General features: G+C 34.6%; 17 protein-coding genes and 1 pseudogene. 5 read left to right on the plus strand and 13 right to left on the minus strand.

The annotated features are described in order from the left end of the window. Nucleotides 1-225: 225 nt before the first annotated feature. From purT to tsaE, 10 genes and pseudogenes are all read right to left on the minus strand, one after another. Nucleotides 226-1,407: a formate-dependent phosphoribosylglycinamide formyltransferase gene (gene purT, locus ACYH9I_RS10085; protein WP_483560602.1), complete on the minus strand. Its 1,182-nt coding sequence runs from the start codon at nucleotides 1,405-1,407 to the stop codon at nucleotides 226-228. Between the two features lie 88 nt (nucleotides 1,408-1,495). After that, nucleotides 1,496-2,794, minus strand: a complete 1,299-nt coding sequence (locus tag ACYH9I_RS10090) for an adenylosuccinate synthase (protein WP_483560603.1) — start codon at nucleotides 2,792-2,794, stop codon at nucleotides 1,496-1,498. A 20-nt stretch (nucleotides 2,795-2,814) separates the two neighbouring features. Next, nucleotides 2,815-3,744, minus strand: a complete 930-nt coding sequence (gene hflC, locus ACYH9I_RS10095) for a protease modulator HflC (RefSeq protein WP_483560604.1) — start codon at nucleotides 3,742-3,744, stop codon at nucleotides 2,815-2,817. Nucleotides 3,745-3,754: 10 nt separating this feature from the next. Beyond that, nucleotides 3,755-4,972 carry an FtsH protease activity modulator HflK gene (hflK, locus tag ACYH9I_RS10100; RefSeq protein ID WP_483560605.1) on the minus strand — a complete coding sequence of 406 codons (1,218 nt, stop codon included), beginning with the start codon at nucleotides 4,970-4,972 and terminating at the stop codon, nucleotides 3,755-3,757. Between the two features lie 23 nt (nucleotides 4,973-4,995). Next, on the minus strand, nucleotides 4,996-6,291 hold the full coding sequence (hflX, locus tag ACYH9I_RS10105; RefSeq protein WP_483560606.1) for a ribosome rescue GTPase HflX: 1,296 nt from the start codon (nucleotides 6,289-6,291) through the stop codon (nucleotides 4,996-4,998). Between the two features lie 18 nt (nucleotides 6,292-6,309). Further along, nucleotides 6,310-6,555 carry an RNA chaperone Hfq gene (gene hfq, locus ACYH9I_RS10110; RefSeq protein ID WP_085247646.1) on the minus strand — a complete coding sequence of 82 codons (246 nt, stop codon included), beginning with the start codon at nucleotides 6,553-6,555 and terminating at the stop codon, nucleotides 6,310-6,312. A 292-nt stretch (nucleotides 6,556-6,847) separates the two neighbouring features. Next, nucleotides 6,848-7,762, minus strand: a complete 915-nt coding sequence (gene miaA / locus ACYH9I_RS10115) for a tRNA (adenosine(37)-N6)-dimethylallyltransferase MiaA (protein ID WP_483560607.1) — start codon at nucleotides 7,760-7,762, stop codon at nucleotides 6,848-6,850. Next, nucleotides 7,759-9,609, minus strand: coding sequence for a DNA mismatch repair endonuclease MutL (mutL, locus tag ACYH9I_RS10120; RefSeq protein ID WP_483560608.1), 1,851 nt, complete (start codon nucleotides 9,607-9,609; stop codon nucleotides 7,759-7,761). The genes miaA and mutL overlap by 4 nt, the downstream gene beginning before the upstream one ends. Before the next feature lie 20 nt (nucleotides 9,610-9,629). Beyond that, nucleotides 9,630-10,334: pseudogene (locus ACYH9I_RS10125) on the minus strand (N-acetylmuramoyl-L-alanine amidase); the annotation flags it as partial. Between the two features lie 62 nt (nucleotides 10,335-10,396). After that, nucleotides 10,397-10,870, minus strand: a complete 474-nt coding sequence (gene tsaE / locus ACYH9I_RS10130) for a tRNA (adenosine(37)-N6)-threonylcarbamoyltransferase complex ATPase subunit type 1 TsaE (protein ID WP_483560609.1) — start codon at nucleotides 10,868-10,870, stop codon at nucleotides 10,397-10,399. Between the two features lie 131 nt (nucleotides 10,871-11,001). On the opposite strand from tsaE, the gene tusB reads away from it, so the two are divergent. From tusB to ACYH9I_RS10145, 3 genes are all read left to right on the plus strand, one after another. Continuing rightward, the gene (gene tusB, locus ACYH9I_RS10135; protein ID WP_483560610.1) at nucleotides 11,002-11,283 is read left to right on the plus strand and encodes a sulfurtransferase complex subunit TusB; all 282 of its coding nucleotides are present in this window, start codon (nucleotides 11,002-11,004) and stop codon (nucleotides 11,281-11,283) included. A gap of 118 nt (nucleotides 11,284-11,401) precedes the next feature. Continuing rightward, entirely contained in the window at nucleotides 11,402-11,965 is a 564-nt protein-coding gene (gene tsaC, locus ACYH9I_RS10140) for an L-threonylcarbamoyladenylate synthase type 1 TsaC (RefSeq protein WP_483560611.1), read from the plus strand. Nucleotides 11,966-11,969: 4 nt separating this feature from the next. Next, nucleotides 11,970-13,076 carry an anhydro-N-acetylmuramic acid kinase gene (locus ACYH9I_RS10145; RefSeq protein WP_483560612.1) on the plus strand — a complete coding sequence of 369 codons (1,107 nt, stop codon included), beginning with the start codon at nucleotides 11,970-11,972 and terminating at the stop codon, nucleotides 13,074-13,076. Nucleotides 13,077-13,100: 24 nt separating this feature from the next. On the opposite strand, the gene ACYH9I_RS10150 is transcribed toward ACYH9I_RS10145, so the two are convergent. Both ACYH9I_RS10150 and hda read right to left on the minus strand, forming a co-directional pair. Beyond that, nucleotides 13,101-13,880, minus strand: coding sequence for a Cof-type HAD-IIB family hydrolase (locus ACYH9I_RS10150; protein WP_483560613.1), 780 nt, complete (start codon nucleotides 13,878-13,880; stop codon nucleotides 13,101-13,103). A 1-nt stretch (nucleotide 13,881) separates the two neighbouring features. After that, nucleotides 13,882-14,565 (minus strand): DnaA inactivator Hda, encoded by a 684-nt coding sequence (gene hda / locus ACYH9I_RS10155; protein WP_483560630.1) that lies wholly within the window; start codon nucleotides 14,563-14,565, stop codon nucleotides 13,882-13,884. A gap of 620 nt (nucleotides 14,566-15,185) precedes the next feature. On the opposite strand from hda, the gene mnmG reads away from it, so the two are divergent. Beyond that, nucleotides 15,186-17,078 (plus strand): tRNA uridine-5-carboxymethylaminomethyl(34) synthesis enzyme MnmG, encoded by a 1,893-nt coding sequence (gene mnmG, locus ACYH9I_RS10160; protein ID WP_483560614.1) that lies wholly within the window; start codon nucleotides 15,186-15,188, stop codon nucleotides 17,076-17,078. Continuing rightward, entirely contained in the window at nucleotides 17,056-17,655 is a 600-nt protein-coding gene (rsmG, locus tag ACYH9I_RS10165) for a 16S rRNA (guanine(527)-N(7))-methyltransferase RsmG (protein ID WP_483560615.1), read from the plus strand. The genes mnmG and rsmG overlap by 23 nt, the downstream gene beginning before the upstream one ends. 25 nt (nucleotides 17,656-17,680) lie before the next feature. Here rsmG and ACYH9I_RS10170 read toward each other — a convergent pair whose 3' ends face one another. Next, complete coding sequence (locus ACYH9I_RS10170) at nucleotides 17,681-18,916, minus strand: N-acetylmuramoyl-L-alanine amidase (protein ID WP_483560616.1); 1,236 nt, start codon at nucleotides 18,914-18,916, stop codon at nucleotides 17,681-17,683. Nucleotides 18,917-19,009 lie beyond the last annotated feature (93 nt).

A 19,009-nucleotide genomic window follows, 5' to 3' on the forward strand; every position in this document is an offset into this window, starting at 1 on the left:
AAGTCCGTAGACTTTTCATTCTTCGTCTCGCAAGTGCCCACACAGATTGTCTGTTTCTTCTTTTTAAAGAGCTGACAGCTTTTATATTAACCAAACATTTTACCGCTTTAGTTTGCTGTCTCAAGGGTTGCGTATGTTACTCACTTCACCCGCAAACGTCAACCCCTATTTTACAAATTTTGCTTTTTTTAAATTAAACGATTGCTTTTTGCACAAAACAACCAGTTATAAGGTTATTTTTATTTGTTTTACTACATTGAGAGCTTTATTAATCGCTTCTTTAACCGTTACCGATTTAGCTAACGCAACCCCCATTCTTCTTGTCCCTTTCACTTCTGGTTTTCCAAATAAACGTAAATCAGTTTGCAATTCACTTAATGCTTTATCAAGATTAGCAAAAGTGACTTGTTTTGAATCACCTTCAATCAATAAAACAGCTGATGCACATGGTCCATATTGTTCTATAATAGGAATCGGCAGTCCTAATATTGCCCTAGCATGCAGTGCAAATTCAGATAGATTTTGTGAAATTAATGTCACCATACCTGTATCATGCGGACGAGGTGATACCTCACTAAACCATACCTGATCGCCTTTAACAAACAATTCAACACCAAATAACCCTCGCCCACCTAATGCATCTGTTATTTTAGTCGCAATATCTTTTGCCTGTTTCAATGCCTTGTCAGACATCTGCTGAGGTTGCCAAGATTCTCGGTAATCACCTTGTTCTTGACGATGCCCTATTGGTTCACAATATGACACCCCCTTAATATGTCTAACTGTAAGTAGAGTAATTTCGTAATCAAAATCAATAAAACCTTCGATGATAACTTTTCCACCGCCAGCTCTACCACCTTCTTGTGCATATTTCCATGATGATTCAATATCGGCTTCACCTCTTAATAACGATTGTCCTTTACCAGAAGAGCTCATAACAGGTTTAACTAAGCAAGGAAAACCTATTTCTTTGACTGCTTTTCTAAATTCAGTTGCATTTTCAGCAAATCGATAAGGTGACGTTGGTAATTTTAATTCCTCCGCTGCAAGTCGACGAATTCCTTCACGATTCATGGTAAGTTGTGTTGCTTTTGCTGTTGGAATAACTGTAAAACCTTTTTCTTCCAACTCGATTAGTGTAGATGTTGCTATGGCTTCGATTTCTGGAACAATATAATCTGGATTTTCTGCTTCAATGACTTTTCTTAAAGCATCTCCATCAAGCATATTAACGATATGGTACCGATGAGCAACTTGCATCGCAGGCGCATTTGCATAACGATCAACGGCAATAACCTCACACCCCAATCGTTGTAACTCAATGACAACTTCTTTAGCAAGTTCGCCTGCACCGCAAAGTAATACTTTAGTTGAAGTTGGTGATAATGGCGTTCCTAGTTTAGTCATAATTTCCTCTTACGCAGTAAATTTTTCGGGAAAACAACATCCTAAAACAAAAAATCGGGACAATTATCCCGATTTGATTGATACTAAATTAGTTTTGGTATGGATCGCGCAAAATCATTGTTTCACTTCGATCTGGTCCTGTTGAAATAATATCAATTGGTGTTTCGGTTAACTCTTCAATCCGTTTAATATAAGCTTTAGCTGCTTGTGGAAGAGCATCATAACTTTTCATACCAAAGGTTGATTCACTCCAGCCAGGCATTGATTCATAAACAGGTTTAACTAAACTCCACTCTTCAGCTGCCGCAGGAGCGTTTTTGATAACTTCACCATTTGGTAATTGATAGCCAATACAGATTTTAACTTCTTTAAGCCCATCTAACACATCAAGTTTAGTTAAACAAAATCCTGAAACAGAATTAAGTTGTACTGCCTTGCGAACAGCAATAGCATCAAGCCATCCAGTACGACGACGACGACCTGTTGTTGCACCAAATTCATTACCTTGCTTACATAAGTACTCACCAGTCTCATCAAATAATTCAGTAGGAAACGGCCCAGCACCAACACGTGTAGAATAGGCTTTGACAATACCTAGCACATAACCAACATAACGCGGACCAAAACCAGAACCTGTAGCAACACCACCAGCTGTGGTATTAGAAGAAGTCACAAAAGGATAAGTTCCATGATCAATATCAAGTAATGTACCTTGTGCCCCTTCAAACATAATTCTCTCGCCTTTTTTGCGTGCTTCCTCTAAAAGAGCAGGAATATCCGCAATCATAGCAACTAAAATATCAGCTATCGCTAATGTATTATCTAAAACTTGTTGATAGTCTACTGCTTCTGATTTGTAGTAATTAACTAATTGGAAATTATGATATTCCATCACTTCTTTTAATTTTTCAGCAAAAGCTTGGCGATCACGTAAATCACCAACCCTAAGTCCTCGTCTCGCTACTTTATCTTCATAGGCTGGACCAATACCACGCCCTGTTGTTCCAATAGCTTTACTACCACGTGCTTTTTCTCGCGCTTGGTCTAATGCAATATGATAGGGTAAAATTAAAGGACATGATTCGGAAATAAGGAGTCTTTCTTTAACAGGAATACCACTTTTTTCTAACTCATTCATTTCTTTCATTAAGGCATCTGGACATAGTACAACACCATTAGCAATAATACTTGTCACTCCATTGCGTAAGATTCCTGATGGAATTAAATGTAATACAGTTTTTTCACCATTAATCACTAATGTATGACCAGCATTATGTCCACCTTGATAACGAACAACATATTTTGCTTTTTCTGTGAGTAAATCAACAATTTTACCTTTGCCTTCATCACCCCATTGCGTACCTAGCACAACAACATTATTACTCATAGATTATTTATCTCATTCAATTATTTATTAGATTTTAATTTCATATATTGAAAAAATTCACTATCAGGGCTAATAATCATAATATCATTACCTGTAAAACTTTGTTCATAAGCTTTTAAACTACGAATAAAGCTAAAAAACTCAATATCTTTGCTAAAAGCATCAGCATAAATTTTAGCTGCATTAGCATCACCTTCACCACAAATAGCTTGAGATTCGCGTTCAGCTTCAGATAGTATCTTTGTTACTTCAAGTGTAGTCTCTGCTTGTATTTCATTCACTACCTGAATGCCTTGAGAACGTTGATCTTCTTTCATTTTATCATAAATAGATTTAGATATTTCTTGAGGAAAACTAACATTTTTTATACGAATATCAATAACTTCAACACCAAAAGATCGTATGCTTACTTCATTACTTTCAGAACCTTTTTCGACAAGATTTCCTGTTGAATTATTCTCAACCACCGTCTGAGCAAGACCATTTAATGCATATTTGATACGTACCACGATAGAATCATGGGAACTATTATTTGTGTCATTAAAAATATCAGTGGTATTTAGTTTACCAATTTCAGACTTTAAACGACTATTTAAACGAGCAAACAATAAGTTTTCAATATTATTATTTCCTGCAATAGCTTTATAGTATTGATTAAAATCAACAACCCTCCATTGCACAAAATAATCAACAACTAAGTCTTTATTGTCACGCGTTATGAATTTTTGTTCACGATCTAGCTTGCTAGAATTATTTATAGTTTGAATTTTAGCATCAATAACTTTGACATTATCCATTCCTGGAACTTTAAAATGTAATCCAGGCTCTGATACACCTATAATTTTATTAAATCGTAAAACAACACCACGAGTTCCTTCTTCGATAACATAGGTACTAGAAAAAAACACACCAACTAAAATTAATGTTAAAGGAATCAATAATTTGCGCATATTTATCTCCTTACTTTCCTATAAACCGCGGAGTCCGCGCAGTATTTCCAATATTGGAGTTATTCGTATTATCTTTAGCCTCTTTTGGTAATTCCTGTGTTGTTTGAGACAGATCTTTTACTACTTCTGAAGAATTCGACATATCTTTACTATTTGAGTTTGGTAAAGTCAATGACTCAGAATCTTTTTTATTTTTGTTTTTTAACAGTTGATCTAATGGTAAAACCACTAAATTTCCACTTTTATCATTAACTACAATTTTACTGGTCTTGGCTAATATTCTTTCCATAGTTTCAATATATAGACGCTCTTTTGTAAGTTCTGGTGCCACTTTATATTGTGATAATACTTTTTCAAAACGAACTACATCACCAGCAGCTTCAAGTTCCACTTTAACTTTATATGCATTTGCATTAGCTAAAATTACTGCTGATTGAGCTTTTGCTTCTTGAACTTTTGTGGCTTTTTTAGTTGTAGCGTTGTTTATTTCGCGTTTTTTATCTTCTTGAGCTTTCATAACACCATTAAAAGCTTCTTGTACTGCTTTAGAAGGACTAACTGATTGGAAATTAATATCAACTATACTAATCCCCATATCATAATTATTAATAATATTAGTTAATTCATCTTTTATACGGTTTGCTAATGCCAAACTGTCATTAGTAAAGACACCCTTCATACCAAATCTATCAAATTCGGTGCGCAAAGCACTATCTGCTGCTTGTTGTAAGCTATCTTTAACATTAGTGACATTAAATAAATATTTAATAGGATCGACGATACTATATTCTACCTTCATCTCAACGAAGTCTAAATCATCTCCGGTTGTTATCATAAAACCGTCTAGATTAAAATTTCGCGTACTTTGTACATCAACTTTATACACTTTATCAATCAACGGTGGATTCCAATTTAATCCAGGTTGAATAATTTCAGGTTGAACTTTACCAAAGCGAGTAATAACCCCAAGTTCACTTTGATTAATAGTATAAAAACCGCTCATACCCCAAATCATAACGAGTAAAACGACTACCGATAGAATAATTTTAGTAGCATTGATTGGCAATTTAATTCCAGAACCACCTCTATTATTACCAAAATTACCTTTTTTTAAGAATCCCTTAACTTTATCAAATAAACCATTAGATGAATTATTAGCCGGTTTTTTGTTATTATTACCCCATGGGTCGTTATCTTGTCCGTTATTTCCGGGCTGATTCCACGCCATATTTTATATGCTCCATTTAACAATTAGTTGTTATTTTGCTTATTGATTAAGTATAACAGATCTGGTTCTTGTTTACAGAGGCGATTCCATTCAATAGAGGGAATTCTCACATCTAGATGAAAACTACCATCCTCATTAATAAATTCATTTTCTACTGCATTTAACTGATATAAACGACTTCTTAGTCTTGCTAAATAAGCCGGCACACTCAAATGGCAAACCTGAATTTGCTTAGCGAGTCTTTCTTTTAACGCAATGAATAATTGATCCAATCCTAAACCATTTTGCGCTGAAATCCAAACTCGAATAGGCATACCGTTTTCATCTCGATCAATACTTGGTTGTTTACCGTCTATCAAATCGATTTTATTCATAACAAGTAATGTTGGAATTTCGTATGCATTAATTTCCAGCAAAACATCATCAACGGCATGCATATTATCCAATAAATTAGGATCTGCTGCATCAACAACATGTAATAGCAATGTGGCTTCCTGCGTTTCAAGTAGTGTCGCTTTAAAAGCGGCAATTAAATCGTGGGGTAAATGACGAATAAAACCAACTGTATCTGCTAAAACAACTTCGCCAACATCATCAACAGTAATCCGCCGTAGCGTTGGATCGAGCGTAGCAAATAACTGATCAGCAGCGTACACATCAGCATTTGTTAATGAATTAAATAGTGTTGATTTACCCGCATTAGTATAACCAACTAAAGATACTGTTGAGAGATCAGCTTTATTTCTTGATTGACGATTTTGATTTCGCTGTTTTTCAACTTTCGTAAGTCTTGATAAAATCAACTGAATACGATGACGAATCAATCGTCTATCTGTTTCCAATTGCGTTTCACCAGGACCACGTAAACCTATTCCCCCTTTTTGCCGTTCTAGATGTGTCCAACCCCGAACTAATCGAGTCGAAAGATGTTGTAACTGCGCTAACTCGACTTGCAATTTACCTTCATGTGTTCGGGCTCGTTGTGCAAAAATATCAAGAATTAATCCTGTTCTATCAACAACGCGACATTTACACAACTGTTCTAGGTTGCGTTCTTGGGAGGGAGTTAAAGTATGATTTACTAAAATAACAGAAGCATCAAGTTGATTAACTTTTTCAGCGATTTCCTGCGCTTTACCTTCACCAACAAAATATTTGGTTTGAGGCGATTTTCTTGAAGTTGTTACAATATCGAGAATATCTATCTGAGCTGAAGAAACTAATACTTCAAACTCTTTAAGATCCTCGATATCGCTTTCTTGAGGGAAGAATACATGGACCAATAAGGCAGTTTCACCGCCTTTATATCGCTCAAACAATCAGATTCTCCAGAGATATCAGCTTTCGCCTTCCTCTTCAGGTTGAGATAGCAATCCAGAAATAGGTCTAGATGGTACGACTGTTGAGATAGCATGTTTATATACCATTTGGCTTACAGTATTTTTTAACAAAATAACAAACTGATCGAATGATTCAATTTGTCCCTGTAACTTAATACCATTAACTAAATAGATTGATACAGGAATATGCTCTCGACGAAGCAAATTTAAATAAGGATCTTGTAATGACTGCCCTTTTGACATGAGTTTATCCTTTAAGATGATAATAATATGAAGATAAAATAACTGTATAAAAAATAAATATCTATTTAACTTTAAATATAAGATACCTATAACATGTACCAAAATAACATAAAAAACTCTGCTCTTAAACCTGCCAATTGAAATTTATGCAAAAATAACTAAAAATTTAATCAATTTACAAAAATAACACAAAAAAAAGCTAAAACATCGCATAAATCTAAAATTTCTTTACAAAATAAAAAGAATTATTTTCAATACAATTCAAAAAAATAAAATAACTCTATTTTGAGACTCAAAAAATATGCTCAAAAGCACAACTGTTAATACTATTACTATCTAACCATGTTATAGGTTGTTTCCATCCTCGAAGCCACGTAATTTGTCTTTTAGCTAATTGCCGAGTGGAACAAATACCTTTAAAAACCATTTCATCATAACTTATATCACCATTTAAATATTCCCACATTTGACGATATCCAACACAACGCATAGACGGCAAGTTTAAATGTAAATCCGATCGCTGTTTAAGTGCTTTAACTTCATCTTCAAATCCATTATCTAACATCTGTAAAAAACGTTGTTCTATACGTTCATGCAATTGCGCTCGATCTTGTGGCATAATAGCAAATTGTATAATATCGTATGGTAATGATTCACCGCTTTCTTGTGTAAGTTCTGTTAAAGTTTTACCTGAGATTAAATAAACTTCTAAAGCACGGTTTAAGCGCTGAGGATCGTTAGGATGAATTCTTTCAGCTGAAATTGGATCAATTTTCTTAAGTTCTTCGTGGATCGCTTGCCAACCTAATTTATTAGCTTTTTCTTCTATTTGTTCACGAATTTCATAATTGGCAGCAGGAAGCGGTGAAAGCCCTTCAATTAAAGCTTTAAAGTAGAGCATTGTCCCACCAACTAACAATGGAATTCGACTCTTTTTTAGTGTTTTTTCAATTTCCACAATTGCATCATGTCTAAAATTAGCAGCTGAGTAACTCTCAGCTGGATCACAAATATTAATCAATTTATGTGGATACTTTTGTTGCTCTTCTTTAGTTGGTTTTGCGGTACCAATATCCATACCGCGATAAATCAAAGCAGAATCGACACTAATAATATCAATAGGATAACGATCGTAAAGCATCATAGCAAATGCCGTTTTACCAGACGCCGTTGGCCCCATTAACGAAATAATTTTTGGTTTATTCATGATAAAATTAATTGAGTTAAAGATTGTATATCAATCGGATATAAAAATGATTCCTGTTGTAATAAATTGATATCTATCTGTTCTAATTGAGTAAGTAATGGAATAACCTTAGCCATACTCCAACTTGTAGTACGACCATCATCACACTGGATAGCCAACCACGTAGCTATCTGTGTAGGATCTAATACTCCATTTTTTGGATCGGATATAAAAGCAATTAAAGTGGGTAATAATTTTTGCCAATTGACGGTGCGCAACATTTTAGGAACATTTTGCAAATACAATTTTGCTTTATCAATATAAAAACAAAAACCTAAAAAATTCAACTGTGCTTGATAAGTAGAAAGAACTTGCTGCTCTTTATGATTAATTAAAATTGTTAATGGGATAAGCAATTTTTCAGAGTCTTGTGATAATAACTTAATTGCATTAACTTTTTGCTGAGCAATAGGCAATTTCATCAACATTAATTTTTGCTGATTATCTTCATACTTTTCAAGTAATGCAATATCGGGCTGAATAACCGTTAATACCCGACCAAATTGTACTAATGATGAGCTATCAAGTTGCTGTTGTAATGCTTGTAGTGGCGTACTTCTTTTAGGAAATAATGCTTCAATAACCGCTTTTTGTGGTTCAGTTATTTCATTCTCTTCTACCGATAAGAATGACTGTTTTTGCTCAAATTGCACTGTCTCTTGCGAAGGTGCAACATTAACTAACTCACCATACAATGCATTTTCTTTAGCATAATTACTTGGTTTTTTCGATAATTGACTACGGGTTTGATAAGAATTAGCTGCCGTTTTTTGATTAAAGATATTCTCACCCGCTGCTTGTCGATTAGGTGTTATGGTAACTTTTTCTTCTGTTACAGATAGATCTGATTCAAGTGCCATCACTATCGCTTGATAAACAAAATCATGAACCAGTCTTGCTTCATGAAACCGGACTTCGTGTTTGGCTGGGTGAACATTAACATCAACTTGTTTTGGATCAATTTGTAAAAACACCACATAACTTTGTTGTTCATTAGTACGACTGATGTAAGCCTGACGCAATGCATGATTAAGTAATTTATCTTTGATGACTCGCCCATTAACATAAAAATACTGCAAATCACTACTTTCACTACTGGTGACCCAACCTTGAATGAGTAAATCATCATGCTGCCAATCCAGTTTTACAGCTTTTTGCATAAAAGATCGACCGCAAACTAATTCGACTCGTTTTTCAAGAGCTGATGAACGATACTGCTTAACGAGTTTACCATTATGTTGTAAATTAAAGGTAACATCGGGGCGTGCAAGTGCAATACGCCGAACAAACTCTTCAATATGCATAAACTCAGTTTTTTCTGTTTTTAAAAAACGACGTCTTGCAGGTGTATTATAAAACAGATCAAGGACTTCGACAGTCGATCCTACAGGATGAGCTGCAGGTTTAATCATCGGCTTCATATCCCGTCCTTCAGCATAAACTTGCCATGCTTCGGATTGTTCAGCCGTACGTGAAGTTAATGTCAATCTTGCAACTGAACTTATACTTGCTAGCGCCTCACCACGAAATCCAAGACTAATAATTGCATCTAAATCATCTAAAGTACTAATTTTACTTGTCGCATGACGAGCAAGTGCCAGTGCTAATTCATCTTTAGCAATACCGCAACCATTATCACGAATACGAATTAATTTACAACCACCTTGTTCAAGGTCAATATCAATTTGAGTACTTCCCGCATCAAGGCTATTTTCAACTAACTCTTTAATGACAGAAGCGGGGCGTTCTACCACCTCACCAGCAGCAATTTGATTGGCTAATTGGGGTGAAAGAATATGGATTGTCATTAATGCTGCTCTCCAAACTTTGGATTTTGCTTAACATAATTTTTTATGCCCTGATAGATAGTTTTAGCTATCTTATCTTGATGGTCATTACTACCAAGTAAACTTTCTTCATTTTGATTAGAAATAAAGCCAACTTCAACTAAAATTGATGGGATATCTGGTGAACGTAATACACCTAAACTTGCATGTTCTGGGGCTGATTTATGTAACTTTATTGTTCCTTTCATCTCTTTTAACACTTGCTTTGCTAGCTCGTAACCCACTTGTTGAGAATAAGAAAATTGTAAATCTAACACCGCTTGGCTTAAATGAGGATCATGATCATCACTAAGCACATCACCAGCTCCACCTAATAGTTGTGACTGTTTTTCATCTTGTTCAAGCCAACGACCAAGTTCCGTGTCAGCACGTTTAGTTGACAAAACCCAGATCGAAGCACCAGCTGCATTCCTATTTGGTGCAGCATCGGCATGAATTGAAACTAATAAATTAGCTTTATTTTTACGAGCGATTTCGGATCGTTGCGAAACAGAAATAAAATTATCGCTGGTACGAGTTAGAACCCCCTTAAAATTAGGGTCTTTATTTAACAAATTAGTTAATTTTTTTGCAATTGAAAACGTAACAGTTTTTTCATATAACTTATTTTTTCCTATTGCGCCAGAATCTTTACCACCATGTCCTGCATCAACAGCAATCACAACTTTAGCTGCATAAGCAGAGCTACAAAGCAGTAATAACATAAAAAAAGTGAGTAGTTTTTTCATTGTCTTTTTATTGTTTATTTCTATTGTGATAAATTAATAATCGCTTGACCTTTTTCGCTTGTTACCTGCACAGAAGCTGTACGTTCAAACGCTAAATAAGCCAAATGAACTTCAAGATCAGCACTAGGCAAGATACCATTTGCTTGCTCTGGCCACTCAATTAAACAAATCGATCGCGAAGCAAAATATTCACGAATCCCCATAAACTCCAGCTCTTCAGGATCGCAAAGCCGGTACAAATCAAAATGATAAACGGTAAAATGATCAAATTGATACTGTTCGACTAACGTATAAGTTGGGCTTTTTACATTACCAACATGCCCTAATTGTTGCAAAAAACCACGACTAAAAGTTGTTTTACCAGCACCAAGATCGCCAATTAAATAGATAACAATTGTATCATCATGCTTAGATAAATAGTTTAAACACTGTTTGGCAAGCTTACTACCAAACAAAATCGTTTGTTGCTCATCAGTTAAAATAATTGGTTTCATGATGAATTCTTTGCTCAATAAATATTCCTTATTATATACTAATAACCATTAAAGATGTACCAAACAAGATAACCTTGATTTTATCAAAAAGTTTCAATAAAACTTACGTTTTAATATAAAAGTGAAAAATAATGCTACATACAATCTCGACAGCAAATCATTCAACCATAAACCCACAATTAATATCAGATCAAGATGCCGTATTGTTCTGGCAAAATGGCGTTGTTCTGGCGATACAAAATAATCCATTATTAGATGATATTGTCCATAAAACCAAGCATTGCTATATCATCAACAGTGATATTGAAGCTCGTGGACTAAGTAATATTATCGATTCAAGGCTTAAAATTATTACTATGCAACAGGTTGTGGAACTTACAGCTAGCCATTTTCCACAAATGAACTGGGAATGACTATAGACTAAGATATTCACTATTGCCACCATTTAAAAGCTAAATTATGCTAATTTGCAAAACCTAAAACCTAGGTTTAATATAAATACCAATTGTACTCAGTTAATACTCAAATTTAATGGCTAATTTATTAACGCTATCGGAAATAAGTAATTATTTAAAAAATGGTGAAGTGATTGCTTACCCAACTGAAGCCGTTTTTGGTCTAGGTTGTGATCCGGATTGTGAATCAGCCGTATTAAAGTTACTACAAATAAAACAACGATCAATAGATAAAGGCTTGATTTTAATTGCTAGCCGTTACCAACAACTAATTCCCTATATAGATGAATCAGCCATCACCAATGAACAAAAACAGTTAGCACTTACTAACTGGCCTGGGCCTATTACCTGGGTGTTCCCTAAAAATAAAAATACACCTTATTTTTTAACAGGTAAATTTGATTCTATTGCAGTGCGCGTCACCAATCATCCTTTAGTTTGTAAGCTTTGTGATCTTTATGGAAAACCGATTGTGTCAACCAGTGCTAATCTTTCTACTCATAATCCTTGCAAAACCGCTATCGAAGTCGCCAAACAGTTTGGTCAAAATTTTCCTATTTTAGACGGTGAAACAGGCCATCGATCACAACCATCGCAAATTAAAGACATCAAAACAGGACAAATCATTCGGCAAGGGTAACTTTATGCAAAATTTATATATTGGTGTGATGTCAGGTACTAGCATGGATGGAATTGATATTGCTTTGGTAAATATTACCGCAAAAAATGTCACATCAATAGCGAGTAACTGCTATCCAATGCCCGCCGATTTAAAACAGCATTTACTAAAATTATGTGAAACCCAGCAAACCACATTACAAAATTTAGGTGAGATAGATCATCAAATAGGCAAACTGTTTGCTGATAGCATAAATCAGTTTTTAAAAGATAATAATATTGATAAACAACAAATTAAAGCTATTGGCTGTCACGGACAAACAATTTACCATTCACCAAACGGTGATAATCCTTTTACCTTACAAATTGGTGATGCCAATATCATTGCCGCAAAAACAGGTATAACCACTATTGCTGATTTTCGTCGTAAAGATATGGCTTATGGAGGACAAGGTGCACCACTTGTTCCTGCTTTCCATAAAGCAGTGCTACAAGATCCAAAAATAAATCACGTGATACTAAATATCGGCGGTATTAGTAACATTTCGGTATTAATACCCAATCAAACCATCCTAGGTTATGATACTGGACCAGGTAATGTATTACTGGATGGTTGGATAAAAGAGCACTTAGGTAAAAACTATGATCAAGATGGATTATGGGCAAAAACAGGTAAAATAAACCAAGAATTATTAAACCTTTTATATAAAGAAGACTATTTTCAAATACCCGCCCCCAAAAGTACAGGACGAGAACTATTTAACTTATCATGGCTTTATAAAAAACTAGTAGGAACACATTTAAAAGCACAAGATATTCAAGCAACACTGGTTGAATTTACCGCTTTATCCATTGCTAATGAAATTAATAAATTATCTATTGTAAACGCATTACCTTGTGAGCTTTTAGTTTGCGGTGGAGGAGCTAAAAATCCACTAATTATGCAAAGATTATCGGCTTTATTACCCGCATGGGCAGTATTAACAACCGATACAAAAGGTATAAATGGAGACGATATGGAGGCAATAGCCTTTGCTTGGCTTGCTTATTGTCGAATCAACAATATTCCATCAAACATTCCAGAGGTAACTGGTGCAAGCCAAGCTGTTTGTTTAGGAGTTTATTATCAATAAACTAAAAATATAGATAGATTTTGATTAAATCAAGCCAACATGTTGTAAACCTTTAGCTATTCCATCATTATCATTAGTATCTGTCACAAACTCAGCTTGTGCTTTTAATTCATCAACAGCATTACCCATAGCAATTGGATGATCAACGGTTAGGAACATTTCAAAATCATTCATGCCATCACCAAAGGCATAGGTTGGCACATCAGTAAATCCTTTATTTTTTAACAATTGAGTAATACCATACCCTTTAGATCCACCATAATTAAAAACATCAACACAGTAAGGCGTATTACGAATAAAGGTTAGCTCAGGGAAAACATCTCGATAAAGCACTTCTCCTGATTCACAAAGTAATAAAAGCATCTGAATAGGTGTTTTTAAATAAATCTGATCATCAACAGGCGGAACTTGCTGCTTAAGGAAATGATAAAATGTTTTAGTAGGTTGGCTATCTTCCGACACTCGCATAATTTCGTGATTATAAAAAGACAACGGAATACCTGTTTGCTGTTTAGAGTATTGATACAAACGATCGATAACGCCCTTATCAATATCATTAGTAAAGACCTTTTCGCCTTCATATAAAACAACTTGCCCGTTCATGCCAATTATCGACTCAATTTGAGTCTTTTTCATTAAATCAACCACTTCACAAGGTGTTCTGCCCGTTGCAATCATTGGTATAATATTATTTTGTTTTAATTTTTTTATAGCTTCAAAAGAGCTGGGTAATACATCAATTTGGCTATTAAATAGTGTCCCATCTAGATCAAAAAAAACAATAGCTTCAGGTTTTTGACTCATATTACAAATCCAAAATATGTTTGATAAAAGGAATGGTTAATTTACGTTGTTGCGCAAGCGTTGCTACCTCAAACTTCTCTAATAAAGAAAACAGTGTACGCATATCACGGTTAACGCGTTTTAATAAAAATAACCCAACTTCTGTTGATAATTCAAAGCCACTTAATTGTGCTCTTAATTGTAAGGCCTTAAGCTTATCATCATCACTAAGCTCTTTTAATTGATAAACCTGCCCCCAAGATAACCTAGAAACCAAATCAGGTAATATAAAAGAAATTTGTTTAGGTGGCCTACTTGCCGTTATCAATAATTTACTCACGTTTTTTTCAGTTAAACGATTAAATAAATCAAAAATAGCTTCTTCCCAATCCCTATGACCTGCTATTGCATCAATATCATCTAAACAAACTAAATCGTAATGATCTAATCCCTGCAGAATTTCGGGCACAAGATGATAATACTGCTTTAAAGGAATATAACTGGCTAATTTATTTTGACTTGATGCATGTAAAAGGTGAGTTCGACCCGCAGCACTAGCCGACCATATATAGAAGATATTAAAACCCTCTTTACCTAATAAGGTTTGCAAAGAATCAAACAATAATCGATTATCACCAACATAAAAACTATCAAAAGTTTCATTGTTAGGTAATAAAAAAGGTAAAGGTAGCTGCGAAAGAGTAATAAACGAACCTCACAATAAAAATATAATCATGTTAAGTATAAATTTGCTTTCATAAAAATCAATCACTTTTATAGAAAAGAAAAATATTCTAATATCATATTATAAGTTACTTACTATTTTGTTTCATATTCATCATTTATTTTCTTGAACTAACTATATTAACTTTTTAATAAAAGCTCATTTATATAAGTATAAAATTGAAGCAATAAAGGACAAAATTTAAGCAAACAAATTTATTTTTTGTGGATAACTCTGTGATAAATTAGGATCACAAGCTGTTATCATCGCACTAATAACCTTAACTAATAAATCAACTGTGGATAAATATAAAAGTTATAAACAAGTTTAAATAAAAAAAGATCCGAGCAATTAACAGAATTAGATGATCGATAAGATCCTATAAAATAATCATAAAACAGAGTTATCAACAAAAAGGATCCGTAGTAATAATAATAAAAATAAAAAGATCATCTAAAAGATCTTATTTTATTTAGATCGCGATCAAAATAGATCATTTGACGTAATCGAAAAGATGAGTAAAATTCCCTACCCTAAATAAATCAAATCTTCAGATCTAAATTAGCGATCTTCTGTACACAAAATAAATACGAGGCTTTTTTATGTTTTATCCAGATCTTTTTGATGTCATCATCGTCGGCGGCGGCCATGCCGGAACAGAAGCAGCAATGGCATCAGCAAGAATGGGACGGAAAACACTGCTTTTAACCCATAATATCAACACATTAGGACAAATGTCTTGCAACCCAGCCATTGGAGGCATAGGTAAAGGCCACTTGGTTAAAGAGATTGATGCAATGGGTGGATTAATGGCTCATGCTATCGATCTATCAGGGATCCAATTTAGGATCTTAAACAGTAGCAAAGGCCCAGCTGTTAGGGCTACACGTGCACAAGCAGATCGATCTCTCTATCGAAAAGTGATAAGGACAACACTTGAAAACCAAGAAAATTTAATGTTATTTCAACAATCCGTTGAAGATGTGATCATTGAAAACGATCAGATCATTGGTGTAAAAACTCAGATGGGCGTTTCTTTTAAAGCCAAAGCGGTTGTGTTAACAACGGGTACTTTTTTAGATGGCAAAATCCACATAGGGCTTGATAATTATAGTGGAGGTCGTACTGGCGATCCAGCCTCGATCGGTTTATCAAAATCACTACATCAATATTCATTTAGAATGGGGCGATTAAAAACCGGTACCCCACCGCGAATTGATGCTAGAACCATTGATTTTTCAAAATTGGGCACACAATATGGCGATGATCCTGTTCCAGTATTTTCATTTTTGGGTAATGCAAATGAACATCCTAAGCAGATCCCTTGCTATATCACAAGTACTAATGAAACAACACACGACATTATTAGATCTAATTTAGATCGCAGCCCTATGTACACCGGAGTTATTGAAGGTGTTGGACCTCGCTATTGCCCATCAATTGAAGATAAGATCATGAGGTTTGCCGATCGTAATTCTCATCAGATCTATTTAGAACCTGAAGGATTAGATAGTAATGAGATCTATCCAAATGGGATCTCAACAAGCTTGCCATTTGATACCCAACTTGCATTTGTACGTAGTATGAAAGGATTAGAAAATGCAAACATTGTAAGGCCTGGCTATGCGATCGAATATGATTATTTTGATCCAAGGGATCTTAAACCAACACTTGAAAGTAAAGTTATCAAAGGTCTCTTTTTAGCTGGACAGATCAATGGTACAACAGGCTATGAAGAAGCGGCAGCACAAGGAATGCTTGCAGGTTTAAATGCAGCACGCTTTGCATATGATCAAGATCAATGGTATCCAAGTCGCGATCAGGCTTATTTAGGGGTGTTAGTTGACGATCTTTGTACACTTGGTACTAACGAACCTTATCGCATGTTTACCTCGCGTGCTGAATATCGTTTAATGTTACGCGAAGATAATGCCGATATTCGTTTAACTGAAATAGGTCGCAATCTAGGCATGGTCGACGATTACCGTTGGCGTCGTTTTAATGAAAAATTTGATGCTATAGAGCAAGAAAGATCGCGTCTACGCGATATCTGGGTACATCCTCATATTGAAAGCATCGATGAAGTCAATGCTGTTTTAAGTGCTAATTTGACTAAAGAAGCCAATGGTGAAGAGTTACTTAAACGGCCTGAAATGAGTTATAACACGTTGAAATCACTTTCATTATTTGCACCAGGATTATCTGACCCACAAGCTGCCGAGCAGGTTGAAATTCAAGTAAAATATGATGGTTACATTAAACTGCAAATAGAAGAAATTGAACGTCAAAAGCGCAATGAAGAAACGCTTATTCCTGAGCATATTGATTATGCCGAAATATCTGGATTATCGAATGAAGTTGTGGCGAAATTAAAGCAACATAAACCTGTTTCTATAGGACAAGCTTCGCGTATTTCTGGTATTACACCAGCCGCTATTTCAATGTTATTAGTTTATTTAAAAAAGAAAAATTATGTTAAAAAAGAAACTCACTAATCTAATTGATCAAACGGATCTTTCGATCTCTGAATCGCAAATAGATCAATTGATCCATTATGTTGAGATGCTAAGCAAATGGAACAAAACTTACAACTTAACAGCAGTGCGCGATCCGAGCGAGATGTTAGTTAAGCATATTATGGATAGCTTAGTTGTATCGCCTTATTTAACTGGCAAAACCTTTATTGATGTAGGAACAGGTCCTGGTTTACCAGGCGTTCCATTAGCGATTATTAACCCCGATAAACAATTTGATTTGGTTGATAGTTTAGGTAAGCGTATTCGTTTTTTAAAGCAAGTACAGTTTGAATTAAAGCTAACAAATATTAACCCAATACAAAGCCGAATCGAAGAGTATAACGATAAAAAATTTGATGGGGTTATTAGCCGAGCTTTTGCTTCTTTGCAAGATATGCTTAATTGGTGTAAGCACCTTCCCGATCAACAAGGATCTTTTTACGCTTTAAAAGGAAGTGATATTGATCCTATTCCTGAAGGTTTTACGCTTAAACAAAATATTAAATTAGCTATACCAGGATTAGATGCTGAAAGGTGTTTGATTATTATTCAATAGTTTTATCGTAAAACAGTTTGTTTTTTTAATTTTTACGGTTTTTTAAATAATCTTTAATACCATCAACGATTGATTTAGACACTTGATTTTGGAACGAAGCAGTCTTTAGTTTTCTTTCTTCATTGATATTACTAATAAAGGCTGTTTCGACTAAAACTGATGGGATATCCGGCGCTTTTAACACTGCAAATCCTGCCTTTTCAAGCGATGGTTTATGCATTTTATTTACTTTTTTCATACGATTTAAAATAGCATTACCCAATAATATACCATTACTTAACGTTGTTTTTTGAACTAAGTCTAAAATAGTATTATCTAAATATTTATCGCCACTACGGCTAACGCCACCAATCTGATCGGACTTGTTTTGAGTTTGCGCTAAATAGCTTGCTGCCGAACTACTTGCCCCACGAGTTGATAATGCAAAAACAGACGAACCACCGACTGAACGGTTAGCAAAAGCATCGGCATGAATAGAAATAAATAGATCTGCATGTAGTGACCGCGCTTTAGCAACTCGTACTTTTAATGGAATAAACACATCTTCATTACGAGTCATATAGACTTTTATATTCGGCTCTTTTTTAAGTAAATTATAAGTCCGACGTGCTATTTGCAAAACGATATCTTTTTCTCGAGTTCTACTATAACCGATTGCCCCAGGATCTTCACCACCATGGCCAGGATCGAGCATAACAATAACAGGTGCATTTTTCTTTTTATTGGCTGGGGTTTTTATTTGTGCTTGTTTTTTACTAAGATTACCTGCTTTATATTCTTCTAATAGCGTAAGTAAAGGATCGTCGTCTTCTTTTGAAAAAGATTTTGATGGATAAAGATCCATTACTAAACGATATTTAAATTCAGCAATAGGTGACAATGTAAAAGTATTAGGCTCAACCCCTTGCTTCAATGCGATCATAATTCTGATTGTTTTAGCATCTAATTTAAGAACACGAATTGATTTTATAAAAGGATCGTGACTTAATACTTTTGATGAAATCGTTTTTAAAGTGGGGGTTAAATCGATATTATCGATATCGATAACAATCCGATTTGGATTAAAAAGTAAAGTACTCTTATAGTTCAAACTAATATTGGATTCTAACGTAATTCGAGTATAAGTTGATGAAGGCCAAACACGCACAGCAACAACTTGGGCTTTAGTTGCCGCAAAGCCAATACGAGTGACAGATAATAAACATGTAGCAATAATACCTTTTATAAAAAGGCGTTTTGTTGAACTAAATGTTTTTGTCATACCTTAAATACTTTATTTGTGATCTCTATTAGCCGCGGATAATAACATAAAATAAAGAGATATTAAAAAAGAATGATTATTATAATTGGTTGT

The organism is Gilliamella sp. X-23, from assembly GCF_057063545.1.

Coding starts and splice junctions, on each gene's coding strand:
- purT (WP_483560602.1), bottom strand. CDS start 1,407: ATGACTAAACTAGGAACGCCATTATCACCAACTTCAACTAAAGTATTA.
- ACYH9I_RS10090 (WP_483560603.1), bottom strand. CDS start 2,794: ATGAGTAATAATGTTGTTGTGCTAGGTACGCAATGGGGTGATGAAGGC.
- hflC (WP_483560604.1), bottom strand. CDS start 3,744: ATGCGCAAATTATTGATTCCTTTAACATTAATTTTAGTTGGTGTGTTT.
- hflK (WP_483560605.1), bottom strand. CDS start 4,972: ATGGCGTGGAATCAGCCCGGAAATAACGGACAAGATAACGACCCATGG.
- hfq (WP_085247646.1), bottom strand. CDS start 6,555: ATGTCAAAAGGGCAGTCATTACAAGATCCTTATTTAAATTTGCTTCGT.
- miaA (WP_483560607.1), bottom strand. CDS start 7,762: ATGAATAAACCAAAAATTATTTCGTTAATGGGGCCAACGGCGTCTGGT.
- mutL (WP_483560608.1), bottom strand. CDS start 9,609: ATGACAATCCATATTCTTTCACCCCAATTAGCCAATCAAATTGCTGCT.
- tsaE (WP_483560609.1), bottom strand. CDS start 10,870: ATGAAACCAATTATTTTAACTGATGAGCAACAAACGATTTTGTTTGGT.
- tusB (WP_483560610.1), top strand. CDS start 11,002: ATGCTACATACAATCTCGACAGCAAATCATTCAACCATAAACCCACAA.
- tsaC (WP_483560611.1), top strand. CDS start 11,402: ATGGCTAATTTATTAACGCTATCGGAAATAAGTAATTATTTAAAAAAT.
- ACYH9I_RS10145 (WP_483560612.1), top strand. CDS start 11,970: ATGCAAAATTTATATATTGGTGTGATGTCAGGTACTAGCATGGATGGA.
- ACYH9I_RS10150 (WP_483560613.1), bottom strand. CDS start 13,880: ATGAGTCAAAAACCTGAAGCTATTGTTTTTTTTGATCTAGATGGGACA.
- mnmG (WP_483560614.1), top strand. CDS start 15,186: ATGTTTTATCCAGATCTTTTTGATGTCATCATCGTCGGCGGCGGCCAT.
- rsmG (WP_483560615.1), top strand. CDS start 17,056: ATGTTAAAAAAGAAACTCACTAATCTAATTGATCAAACGGATCTTTCG.
- ACYH9I_RS10170 (WP_483560616.1), bottom strand. CDS start 18,916: ATGACAAAAACATTTAGTTCAACAAAACGCCTTTTTATAAAAGGTATT.